The sequence below is a fragment of the Negativicoccus succinicivorans genome (genome assembly GCF_014207605.1).
GTDB classification, from domain to species: Bacteria; Bacillota; Negativicutes; order Veillonellales; family Negativicoccaceae; genus Negativicoccus; species Negativicoccus succinicivorans.
In genome coordinates this window covers 25769-38044 of sequence record NZ_JACHHI010000001.1, presented here as the reverse complement: position 1 = coordinate 38044, position 12276 = coordinate 25769, and the positions used below count along the sequence as shown (strand labels likewise).

Below are 12276 nucleotides of genomic sequence, written 5' to 3'. Positions count from 1 at the left end.
CAGCGAAAACCTCATGGCGCAGCCGTTAATCGTTTCGCATCAAGGTATTGCTGCAAATTCTGATCATCTTTAACAAATTCTCTTAAAAAATACCTACATGCGTTATTTTCACTATTAAAAAATTTTTCTTCTACCAGTTCATCTCTTTCTGTAATAAAAAATCGATAACGTTGCCCATCCTTTATAAGGCAATACGCTACTTCTGCTAACGGCTTGTGTAGATTTCCTATCGCATAATTATACGGCCATACATTCGCATCTACCAGTATTTTCTCCAACTCATGAAATTTCATCTTTCAACACCTCTTTCACTTTGTCGGACCACAACAACTCTTTAACCGTGTCGGTAACTTATATTGAACGCCAAGTCCGCGTTGACCGAACCACGGTACAACTCGTGAAGTCAACACACCCTAATATCTTTTCTAGCACGGTAGATATATTCTTCTTTCCCAACCACTATCGGGCATTGCGCGCGCCGCTAATTTCGTTCCTTTAGGACTTACATAACGTCCGATTTCGCCACCTTGTAGCGGCCTAAGGATAACATCATTTACGGATCAGTTTAATATGCCTTTTTGCCCTATAGCACTATTATTCGATGGATAGACAACAACACTACCGGAAGCATCATAGAATCGCTTCTTACCTGTCTTGCCCTTAGTATATTTCAAGCCAGCACCACTTACAAGTTTTTCGATATGCTCATCCGTCGGCGGTAAACGATTCAACGACACCATCTTTTCCTTCCTATTGAATACTAGTTTCTTATCCACTTCCTCGACTGGTTTGACACTTGAGTCTTCTCTCTTTATAATAAATTCAAAGAAGAAGTTTTAGAACCCTCGCCCGTACTGGTGGGGGGGCTAAAGCTTCTTCTTTGTTGTATATCCGTCACTCCGAAGCACGCCTTGTACACGCCCAGCAGCTGCTGTTTCTGGGGATTGTTATAATTTGACATTTGCCACATCCGCATTCATAATAAGCATGAGAATTCATTCGGTAGCCCTTTTAACGATATTACAAAATATCCAGGTTGTCGGATGATTCTTATTTTTTGCTACCGGATACCCGTTTCTTATCCACTTCCGCGACTGGTTTGACATTTGAATCTTATCCCTTTACAATAAACATAAGAAAGAACCCTTAGAGCCCTTGCCCTTTATCTGGCGGGGGGGCTAAGGGTTCTTTTCTTATGCGTTTTTATAAAAAATCAACTGAGGCCTTTGTAAATAAATTTTCCCAACCAAAAACCGCCCGGCATAACGCCTAGGCGGCTAATTACATTGGCAGAAGTATTTGGTAGACGTAGTCTTCTCCTACATCTCTCGAGTCTCCTCTGTCAAGCCAGCGGCGCGTGGATGCTACGAATTTTTCCACCTCAAATACTTCTATTTAAAGAATATCAGCGTTCTGTCTTTCGTCAAATACTTCTCCATGAGAACTACCATGGAAATCTACACCCACGTCACCAAAACGCAAAAAGAAGTCGTGATCAGCGCGATCGAAAAATAAGAGTCGGCATGTAACCGGCTTCTTTTATTATCCATCCGTTATGAAGTTTTGTGCCCAGTTTTTTATAAAAAGGGGCACGGCTGTGTAACTGTCTGAAATCCTGTAAAACCGTAAAATGCCCAAATGAAAGACTTCCAACGGATAATTAGAAGCCTTTGAAATGCTTTGAAAATGCGCAAATAAAAAGCCAAATGACTTCGTCACTCAGCTTTTCGTGTCAATATGTGAAAATTATGGTGCCGGAGAAGGGACTTGAACCCCCACGGTTTTACCCGCCTGATTTTGAGTCAGGTGCGTCTGCCATTCCGCCACTCCGGCACGTCTTTCAATGTGACAATACTACCATACTTTGCCCGCGCTCGTCAATATTTTTTATGTATTTTGTAAAATCAGCTTGTTTGACAATCATTTCGTTGCCTGTCAAAATAGATTTATCAACTGGTAAGGAGGTCTCCGTGAACACTTCAACTGGACAAAAAAATCGTTGGTGGTATGTACTTCTCGCCGCCCTTATTCTGGTGGCCGGTGTCCTTTTATTTTATTACGGCTACTATATTCGCACTCCTAAATATGCGGTCATGGACGCGGCCGATGCGGCGCGCGAGCACAATCTTACGCGCTTTGAACGGCGCGTCGATATTGATACGTTGGTGCAAGACGGTTTCGATGACGTCTTTCGCGACAGCGCCAACGCCGGTACAAGCATGCCGGCAGCTATTATGTACGCCATGCGGCCCATTTTTATTCAGGCCCTGAGCCACGCCTTGCGCTCGCAAGTCGAACAGAAAAACTCCGCGCCGATCATTTCCATTCCGCTGCTTACCAATGAAAAGGACGCCCCGCCGTCCAATTACGAAGTCACTGACATCCAAACACTGACATCGGAAGACACGGACGCGGAAGTCCTTGTCCGTCTCCGTGAAATTAATCGTGACCGGTACATCCCGTTGCATTTGTCGCTGGTGAAAGATTCCACCGGGTTTTGGCGCATTAAACGTTTGCAAAATGCAGCCGAAGTCTATGATGCGTATCGTCAAATCAGCGGCACCACATTATTGCCCGCCGCGCCGGCACCCGCAAAATAAAAAAGAGCCTCAGGGCTCTTTTTTTGTGGCTCAATTTTCAAAAGTCACCAGCGAATCAATAATGTCGGCGACAAGTTGAGCGCTGTGTTGCGTTTTTTGTTGATCGCCTGTATACCAAGTCGCTTCCCCGGCGAAAAATTCGCGTGTGACCGGCACCAGCTGCTCCCGTAAAATCCATTTCGCGCAGCCGATCTTTTCCAAGTGCGCCGCGTTCGCTTCCTCTTGCCCCGGAATGGCATCCACCAATAACATCGGCAAATGCATTGTCATCGCTTCCGTCGTGGTCAACGCCCCCGGCTTCGTCACCAATAATGACGCGCGAGCCATCAGTCGCGGGATTTCATTCGTGTATCCGTACAACTCCAGCGGCACGCGCAACTCTTCTCGCATTTCCTGAATTTCATCAAACAGCGTAAAATTTTGTCCTGTCACAACGATAACGCGCTGCACCGCTTCCACTTGCGTCAGGCGCCATAAAATATCCTTCACCGCGCCCAGACCGGTGCCGCCCCCCATGATCAAAACGGTCCCCGGTTCGCGCAAAGAGGCTTTTCTCATCTCATAAAACCGCTGCATAATCGGGATGCCTGTTACAAACACGCGTTCTTTTTCAATGCCCGCCGCGATCAGTTCGTCACGCACCTGTGCCGACGGTACACAATACGCCGTGATGTTTTTATACACCCATAATTGGTGTAAATCAAAGTCCGTAATCACCGTCACAATCGGGATATGGAGCTCGCCTTTTTCCACCAGCTTAGCGGCCGCTGCCGCGGGAAACGGATGCGTCAACACCAATGCATCCGGTGATAGCACTTCCAGTAAATGCCGCATGCGACTGCGGAACGTGCGCGCCAGCAGGCTACGAACCTGCTTACCGCCGTGCCGACGTTGCGATTGATGGTATAAAAGATCATAAATCAGCGGAAATAAATCGATCATCTTGATGTATGTCTCGCGCATCCAATAATCAAGCGATATCATATCACGCGACAAAAAATCCAACGATTGCACGCGATATCCCGTAGGATGCCGTTTCAACGCTTCCGCCACCGCGCGCGCCGCCTGCACGTGTCCTTGCCCGATCGACGCGGAAAGAAGACAAACTTTCGGTTTATACTTCATGTTTCTCCTTTATAAACTGCTTTTCCGATTAGTATAAGTATAGCATGTCGCCGTAAAAGAGATGCGAAATGAAATATTAACAGAGAGTAAAAAATGATCTCTAATCGACTAAACCATATGTTGTAATCACCTCAAACGTGGACCGCGTATGTAAAAAATAGCGCCACCTCTTTCGCCTTGCGGCACAACGCAAACATGACGCTGCGCGCAAACCATCTCGCCACTCTCCGGGCATGCTTCTTTAGACCGTCGTGTTGAAAGCAAATAAAAAAGACGCCACAGGCGTCTTAATTGACAAATAAATATTTGAACAAAAAACCGCCTCAGCATTTCGCTTTAGCGGCTTTTAATACATCAGGGATAAACAATACGCCACCGACGCAGGGCAATATTCTTCCAGTATGCGTTCGGTGATTTCTCCCTCTTTCAGGCTTTCAACGTCATCTTCATAGCGTGCTCTCGTGACTTCATTTCCTTCTCGCTCAAAGTAGGCTTCTACCTCTTCGTCACTTAAATCTTTCCAATAATATCTAAACTGCTCTACAACTATTGCTCTGTATTCTTCATAGGTTATCATTTTGTCCGAATTTACCAGCGCTTGAAATGGATCGGATACGACACTACTCTCAAACGTACAACACGCGGCCCTGCGCGCAATCGAGTTTGAGATGGATTGGATATGACACTACTCTCAAACTAACTGTTCGGCGTTAAGGAATGCGCCCAAGTTTGAGATGGATTGGATATGACACTACTCTCAAACTAATGTTGTGTTTAATTTATACCATTAGCTGATTTCACACAAATCCTGATCCACTATATATAGTTTCTCGTATTTTGTGACGATAGGCGGCACACTCCTTTCTAAAAATAAAACAGATATTTCCTGTTCGCTAATTTCTTTTAAAAACACCTCCGCTTCCGTATTGGTAAATATGTTTCTTACATTATACATAACCACGCATTGCGCGCCTGCCAACCGGTGCAATGCGCGGATGTATTCATAAAGACGCTCCGGCACGGAGTCTTTGGTTAATTCCAGTTGCAATTGACCCAGTTTGAAGATATCTGTCATGCTGATAGAATCCGCCATCGTGAGCGGATATGCGGATTGCATATTCACATGCTGCAAAAATTGAAATATCTTTGCTTCCACTTCTTTGTAATATTCAAAGTCGAGCGTCTGTACTTCTTTCTCAAGAAATTTGTACAAGGCGATGCGCATTTTATGATCATTTTCGCACAGCTGAAACGGATTATGAATGATTGAAAGGTATTTCCCGATAGACTTTTCTTCATAATTTTCTGTTAAAAGAAATCGTCCCATTTCACCTTCGTTTTGCGCAATTAATTCCGCTACCAATGTGCGATACAAAAGCGGATGTTCCAAGACGACGAGATTATTATGGGCAAGGTCGATCGACGAATCGAAAACGGGGTGGCTTAAGATCATAGGATGACCACCTTTTCATCAGTGTCAATCACATTATTGCTATATTCCCCTACCAACGTTTCCATGTTTTCAAATTGTTTTTCCGTCACGCGTAATATTTGTACCAATCCGTTCGCCGGCTTTTCATGCCGCAGACGATTGGTAATTTGCTCGGAAATGGTTGTCGTTAGCGCAATTTTCGTATAGACCGACTCCTGCAACATAATAAATCCCATCTCCAGCAATATTTTGCGAAACCGTCTGTATTCCCGTAAATCCAATGACGTTTCCGTCGGCAGGTCAAAGAGCACTAAAATACGCATAAATCTATAACTCATGGTTGAAAAAATGCACTTGCGAAATATCATCATGATTCAGCGCCTGAAACACCGAATTCACATACATGCGAATGGCGTTAGGCACGCTTTGCTTTTGCCCACGAAAGGTTACTTCCTGCGTCACGAGACGTTGCATCATATGTTTTTCCTCCACGGCAAATTGTTCCCATTCTTTTTCTCTGACAAATGCGTCTACAACCGGTCGCCACGGCTCCATAAGATCGGATGACAAATTAAAATGATTATGCTGACTGTCGTGAAAGATCCCCAATTCGGTAAGGTAACCGGCAATTTTGATTTCACGGGAAAAAATGGAAATAATAATTTGGTAGCCGTAGTTCAATGCGGCATTTTGCGCCGTCTCGGCCGCGCGCGTAAATCCTTTGCCCAAAAGTGCGGGGAAATATTCTTTGGCGGCGAGACTTTCCCGATGAGTGGCGTCGCCGATTTCGACTTGCGTCTCATACTGCGCCAGCCTCGCCACTGCATCGGTCGCATCCGAACAAAAATATGCCAATGTTTTCCGTTGATTCATAATCTTTTGCCGGATAATCTGTTGCCATAAAAGTTTCTTTGTCGTCTCCTGCCAACCCATTTGCATCTGTATTTTGCGGGAGCAGTCATGGCATCCGTAATAAGGTAGGATTTCCCCCTGCGGATCATGGTGTTCATCGCAAATGATAATCCTGATTTCTTGCGCTAAAAGCGCGCTGATGAGAGAGCCGGTAATCGACACCTGCAGCGTTTCGATCACCAGTGCTCCCAATTCCGTCAGGCTTATTTTTTCCACATGGTCGATGCTGCGAACAACCAAGTAGTTCAAACGTAATTCGAGTTTGGCAGGTTTCGTGATGACAACTGTGCGCCAGCTCATGGCTGATTCAAAATTGTGCGATTCGTAAAAAGACCGGTGGGCGATTCATTAATCAAAATGACGGAATGATCCGTAATATCTTTACTCTTCGTAATAACTCCTGCCCTGTTTGCCCCCCCAATCAAACGAAGGTTCACTCCCCTTGTGTTGCCGCTAAACGAAATCACTTGAAGTAAGAGGTCGGTCTTTTCTTTTGTGTTGAATCGCAAAAACCGTTCTAATAAAATTTGGCTCAAAAATTCTTCCTGATCCTTCGCATCCAGTTCGTTTAATCTCGCCTCCTCATCTTTAGACAGTTTAATCTTTCTGCCTTGTAGTATGTCATTTAAAACTCCTCCGCGATTACGGAACTTACCCTTAACGTTTTGCTCCACCACGGACTTCCATAATGTAGCCCACTCTTCATCGGTGATTTTTACTCGGCTCTGCACCTTTTGAGCAATATCATCGGAAATTTTGGTAACTCTTTTTAGTATGTTTAGCTCCCGGTTAGCAAGAAATAGGGATTGCGAGTCTACCAATATGATGCTATTCTTCGACCGCGATTTCAAAAGGAGAGGGTATCCATCGAATAAAATCTTACTGCCGAATTTTATGTTTTTAAATAATACTTTCGGTTTTTGTAACTTCAAAAAATCTTTGCAATATTTTATGTAATCTTTTTCTCTTTTTAATGTATTTTTGTAAACCAGCAAGGTCTGTTCGATGGTGACTCTTCTCTTACCTTTAACCTCGTGCTGGACCACCATAAATGACATGCCGGATGGACTGTCATAATATCCGTATTTGGAAATATCTTGTAAGCGTTCATCAAAACCTTTCAATGGCAGAACCATTGTTTCTTTTGTAGTGCTCTTTTTTTTAATGGTTGCCTTAAAAAATTGGCCACGTTGTTCCACCGGCATGCGCACTACGTTTACCGTATCCCGTTCGAGGCTTGCTTTGACACGCGCTAAATCTTCTTTGGTATTCCAAATAATACGATCGCCGACTTTAACGTCTTTGTCAAACAGGCGATAAAGATTGTATTTGATGTCCCCTTTTCCCTTTTGGTTTTGAATAAAATTAAACGGGCTTTTAGTGAATTTTTCGTAGTAGACATTCCCCACGACAATATTCAAATACGCGTCATGAGCATGGTGACAATCATTCAAGACGCGCACTTTCGGCAAATCATAGTCATGCCGGAAGTCACTTACAGTCCGTGCTTTCACATAAACGATCGTGACATTCGGATAGATTTTCTCCAAAATATCCGCCGTGGCTTTGACCATTTGGCTGGTTTCCACCAATTGTCGACTGATAAATCCGGCCAATTCGGCGGCGGTGAGATCGGTAGTGCGCATGAGCCGTGAAAATTTCCTTTCACTAATCAGCTTTTTATCTTTGAGCGCCTTCCAGTATCCGTATTGCTTTTTGAGTTCTTTTTCCGTGAAAACACGATGCAGATTCTTATTACCTTTCCTTAGGTTAATCTCTTTTTTACACAAGACTGTATTGTCAAGACTGTCGTCTTTCGTAAGAGAACGCGGGTAGATATGATCGATATCATAGATGTTACTGTTGGTATCATGCAATAAGGAAGAAAGATTGATAGGCTCTCCCGTATACATGCAACGCCCCATCTGTGTGAAGTAAAGATACAATTTTTTCCGGCGCAAATCTTCATCTTTTCTGCTTTCCAGTTGCTCTATGAGCGTGGATACATGTTTTTTTTCACATTCCGCAATGTCGTTTCCGATCGCTTTATATGTATTTAAGAGTTGCGTACGGCGAGACAGTTTGCGTTCCTTTATCGCGTCCGGTTGGCGCGTCATTTCGACAAAAATACGTTTCGGATCCGCTTTACGAATTTTGCGGATCTCTTCGACCAGGGTAATCGCCTGCCAAACGGAGCGTTTTACCGCCGGCGACAGGTAAGTATCTTTCATTACTTCATCATACGTGATTTTTGTGATCTGCCCGGTACCCTGGTTTTGTTTTTTTACTTTTTCCGCAAACGTAAAACGGGAACTCAATAGCTGCATAATGTTTTCATTCGTTTTCCACAAAGCGTCCATAATCCCCGAGTATACCTCGCCGGATTCGATATCAACGCCCGGCACATCGGTAAGAAACTCTTGCGACAAACGGGACCAACCGGTGAAGTTAAGTCGCGTGATTTGCTTCAATTGCTCTTCGCTGAGCTGATTCCCATATTCTTTTGCGATCTTATGTTTCCACATGGCAATATCATCGCCCATCAGGCATTTCCAGCGAATAATATCTTCGACCATGGAGCGTTGCGGCTCAAATTCGATTGTATCACCAAATATCGCTTGGAATTTATGGTACGTCTCGAGGTTATTGGTAAATTTATGCGCGGCTTCATCGACACCGCTTAAAAGGATTTCGTCGGCATCTTCCCCTTGCGCTTTGAGAAAATTTTTGAGTTGTTTGAATGTGACATTGACTTGTTTCTTGAACAGCTCTTCGTAAATTTTCTGTTTCAGAGCGACCGAAATCGGTTCGCCGTTGACTTTTAAGTTATTTAATTCGTTAAGGACTTTGTACCTGCTGTACAGAAGTGATTGTTTGGGAATGACGTCCTTGCCAATCAAGTAGGTGCATTTATTGGTCATGTTGCGGATAAATTTTTCCGCCGAAGCTTCCTTGTCTACTTTTTCGTCAAAATTCCAAGGCGTAATTTTCCCCTCCGCTTTACGCACCATCCAGGCGTAGCCGCCCTGATCGACATGATGATACGTATTAAGCGGTCCGACATAGTACGGAATTCGAAACGTCATAATCTTGACGATTTTTTGCGCTGCGGTATAACCGCTGTCATCTTTCTCCTGCAAGAACGGAAAATTCTTCGCGGCGTTGGCGAGGATTTTTTCCAATTCGATTTTATGGATTTGATGTGGCACCACGCTGTTAGCTTTTGTACGCAACTTGGGTAGCGCTTCGTCTTTACACAAGCGATCGGCGATATATTGATAACTCTCTCTATCGCTTTCGTCCGGAGTAATGCTCGAAAGAATATTTACAAAATATTTATTTATGCCTTTTTGTGTTACCGACATATTATCTGTATTATCAATAACCGGTTGTTTATTGTCATAATTGGTGCTGCCGACATAGTTCGCGTAGTTGCCTTTGACGCTTTCATGGCGGAAAGCGTCCGCATACTGCGAATGGGCATATTTCTTAATGAGGCTTTTCAGAATGCGTAAATCTTTTGCATGTGCGTCATAAAGCGCGACCTGTGAATCCGAAATATACGCATAGTCGCCTAAAATTTTCGTCAAAACAGTCCAGTCATAGACCGCTTTAAATGCGTTAAGCACATGGATATTTTCTTTGATTACGCTCTCAATCTCGTCTTTATCCGCGTCGTAGTCCGCTTTTTCAAAGTTGACTTCCTTTTTCGTGCCTTCATCATATTCTTCCACGCCAAATATATCTTTCAAGTTGGCTTTATCACCGATAATCGCTTTAAAGGCGTATTCCAAGCGTTTGTCTTCGCGCGGGCAAAGTTCTTTCAGTTGTTTTTTCTTGTCCCGATTGCTCAATTTTTCATTCAGTAAGATCGCGGCAAATTGATCTTGCGCATCCACCGGCAATTCAAAATCCGGATTGATACGTTTCAAATGTTCGGAAAGTTGCGTATAGACCATTTGGAAACTGCGAATACTTTCCATATCCGTGCCGGCGAACAGGAAATGTCCGCGATTTTTAATAATATGATGAATAGCTAAGTACAACAACCGCGGATCGGTAATATGATTCGGTTTAAGCAACGCCGCGCGCAAATGGTAAATTGTGGGATACAGTTTGAAGTAATCCACGTCGGTAAAATCCGCGTCATTAAAAAGAGCGAAGCGGCCATCCGTCTTTTTGTCTTCGGGATAAAATTTACTTTCGTTCAGACGCAAAAAGAATTTAAAATCCTTTTGAGCGATGATCGGCGCGAAAATATCCTGCAGAAATTCAATGCGTTGTCGCACGCGATCATACCGACGCCGCGACGTTCTGAAGGTACGCCGCTCAGCAGCTGTTTTTGCTTCGTCAAAAAGGCGTGATCCCCACATGTCTTTTTTATTGAACCGCTGCAAACGCCCCTTGGTGTCGGTAACTGCCCAACCGACGGAATTGGTCCCCATGTCCAAACCGATATAGTAATCGTTGTTCTTCTTCATCGCGAAAGTCCTCCTCATCATCGCACCTAGATTAAAAGAATAAAAATTTGTTACTGCTTTTATATCATTGCATGATATTGCTCGTACTGACCGGCTATGCCGTCAATAGCGCTCAGCTTTGATCCGTTACTCTGATAAATTAAATATATAAAACACAGACAAAAGAACGCCCGTAAATAGGCGTTTGTTGCTTGTTACTCTTTTCCGTGGGGGAACAATGGGGGAAAATTATTTCAAATCAACCCGACAACGATAGGCTTTGCAAGTTTTAACGACTGCGTTAAAAAGTTTTTTGAAAAATCTTTTATTTTCTTTGCTTTTTCGCTTGACAAGTCATAACGACTGCGTTATACTTTAGCCAGAAAGCGGGGAGAGAGACCCGCTAAGGTTAAAAATTTAGGAGGAATGAAAAATGAAACTTTTCAAAAACGTAGGCGTTGAAGATTTGAAAGCAATTTTAACGGAAGGGATCCTGCCGATCTCGAAAACCGGCAACGATAACTGGGAAGAAGGTCTGCGCGGCAACAACTCGACCGAAGTCGTTTATCTGCACCGCCCGACCGGCAAGAAAAACACTTTTACTCAATACGGTATCGCGTTAGTTGAAGTTGAAATCGACGACGCGAAAGAAAATCAGATGTCGGAAATCGACGGTAACATCGGTAAGTACACGGAATTTATCGCCGATGAAGTAAAGCCGGAAAATATTACCGCCGTTTATATTCCTGAAATCTTAAAAGACCGCGTTAGTGAAGATGTTAAAGATGTAGCCGACCGTATTACGTGGGTTAAAATGACCGCCGAAATGATGCCGCCCAGCCATAAACTAGGCGACGGCGACTTTGATACGATTCCAGTCGATGATGAAACGCTTGATTTATTCGCTAGAACGACCGGCGTACATACCGATGACATGGATTACTTTACCGGCGAACGCGAAAACAGAGTCGTGTTTCATCTCTATGATGTTCGTTATGAAATCTAAAGGAGCAGGCAATGTTAATTGATGAAGTTTTAACCGCTAAAGAGGCGGAGGATCGCTGGAAATTAGCGCCGGGGCAAATTCGGCAGCTGATCTTTCAAACGCCGGACAGATTTATGAAAGGCGAAATCAGAAAATCAAGCCGTATCTGGCTAATCACTAGAGACGCCATGGTGCGCCACTTCGGAAAAGAACCGGAAAAATAAAAAAGCGGAGCGGGCAAAATGCCTGCTCCTTTTACTTTGCCGCCGCCGCAATAATCGCGGCCACCGCTATAATTTGCCACGCTCTTTTTTTCCGCTCAAGGCTCATCCGCTTTTTTAGCTCGCTTTTTTTCCACCTTATCAATGACTGCTCGGACTTTTCCAATGCTTGCTCGGTCTGCGTTAAGGACTTTTTCTGCTCGGTTTGCAATATCTTCAACCGATCCAACTCCGCTTTCAATTCGTTGTTGGTGACGCTCAATCCGCCCGACGTTTTCCTCAATTCGTTGATTAAATTCTGCCGCTCGGCCGTTCTCGTTTCTAGCGCGTTCAATTCGTGCGTTAGTATCTGCCACTCCGTCTCCGTTAATGTTACCTGCGCCGCCTTCGCCGAAAAGCCACCAAATACAAGCGCCGCCCACAATAACGACAAGAAAAATAGCAACAATCTTCGCTTTAGCAATCGCCCTCACCCCTTTATGCAATATGTAATGAAGTTACTCATACAATATATAGACAAACAAGGCGCTACAAACGCCGC

At 44.1% G+C, this 12276-nt stretch carries 10 protein-coding genes and 1 tRNA gene; 3 read left to right on the top strand and 8 right to left on the bottom strand.

The window, feature by feature from the left end:
• Window positions 1–11 precede the first annotated feature (11 nt).
• Both HNR45_RS00250 and HNR45_RS00240 read right to left on the bottom strand, forming a co-directional pair.
• Complete coding sequence (locus tag HNR45_RS00250; RefSeq protein WP_159822124.1) at window positions 12–293, bottom strand: hypothetical protein; 282 nt, start codon at window positions 291–293, stop codon at window positions 12–14.
• 1456 nt (window positions 294–1749) lie between these two features.
• Window positions 1750–1833 (bottom strand) — tRNA-Leu (locus HNR45_RS00240).
• Window positions 1834–1970: 137 nt separating this feature from the next.
• Between HNR45_RS00240 and HNR45_RS00235 the strand changes: the two genes are divergently transcribed.
• Window positions 1971–2600 carry a hypothetical protein gene (locus HNR45_RS00235; RefSeq protein WP_159822126.1) on the top strand — a complete coding sequence of 210 codons (630 nt, stop codon included), beginning with the start codon at window positions 1971–1973 and terminating at the stop codon, window positions 2598–2600.
• Window positions 2601–2630: 30 nt separating this feature from the next.
• Here the strand turns inward: HNR45_RS00235 and HNR45_RS00230 are convergent, their stop codons facing one another.
• From HNR45_RS00230 to cas9, 5 genes are all read right to left on the bottom strand, one after another.
• The gene (locus tag HNR45_RS00230) at window positions 2631–3725 is read right to left on the bottom strand and encodes an MGDG synthase family glycosyltransferase (RefSeq protein ID WP_159822128.1); all 1095 of its coding nucleotides are present in this window, start codon (window positions 3723–3725) and stop codon (window positions 2631–2633) included.
• 787 nt (window positions 3726–4512) lie between these two features.
• The gene (csn2, locus tag HNR45_RS00220) at window positions 4513–5178 is read right to left on the bottom strand and encodes a type II-A CRISPR-associated protein Csn2 (protein ID WP_159822132.1); all 666 of its coding nucleotides are present in this window, start codon (window positions 5176–5178) and stop codon (window positions 4513–4515) included.
• Entirely contained in the window at window positions 5175–5480 is a 306-nt protein-coding gene (cas2, locus tag HNR45_RS00215) for a CRISPR-associated endonuclease Cas2 (RefSeq protein ID WP_159822133.1), read from the bottom strand. Before cas2 ends, csn2 begins: the two co-directional genes overlap by 4 nt.
• A 4-nt stretch (window positions 5481–5484) precedes the next feature.
• Window positions 5485–6369: a type II CRISPR-associated endonuclease Cas1 gene (cas1, locus tag HNR45_RS00210; RefSeq protein ID WP_159822135.1), complete on the bottom strand. Its 885-nt coding sequence runs from the start codon at window positions 6367–6369 to the stop codon at window positions 5485–5487.
• Entirely contained in the window at window positions 6366–10550 is a 4185-nt protein-coding gene (gene cas9, locus HNR45_RS00205) for a type II CRISPR RNA-guided endonuclease Cas9 (protein WP_159822137.1), read from the bottom strand. The genes cas1 and cas9 overlap by 4 nt, the downstream gene beginning before the upstream one ends.
• Window positions 10551–10962: 412 nt before the next feature.
• On the opposite strand from cas9, the gene HNR45_RS00200 reads away from it, so the two are divergent.
• Both HNR45_RS00200 and HNR45_RS00195 read left to right on the top strand, forming a co-directional pair.
• Window positions 10963–11535, top strand: a complete 573-nt coding sequence (locus HNR45_RS00200; RefSeq protein WP_159822139.1) for a hypothetical protein — start codon at window positions 10963–10965, stop codon at window positions 11533–11535.
• A gap of 11 nt (window positions 11536–11546) precedes the next feature.
• On the top strand, window positions 11547–11738 hold the full coding sequence (locus tag HNR45_RS00195; RefSeq protein WP_159822140.1) for a helix-turn-helix domain-containing protein: 192 nt from the start codon (window positions 11547–11549) through the stop codon (window positions 11736–11738).
• A 95-nt stretch (window positions 11739–11833) separates the two neighbouring features.
• On the opposite strand, the gene HNR45_RS00190 is transcribed toward HNR45_RS00195, so the two are convergent.
• Entirely contained in the window at window positions 11834–12220 is a 387-nt protein-coding gene (locus HNR45_RS00190; protein WP_221417762.1) for a hypothetical protein, read from the bottom strand.
• Between the last annotated feature and the right edge of the window lie 56 nt (window positions 12221–12276).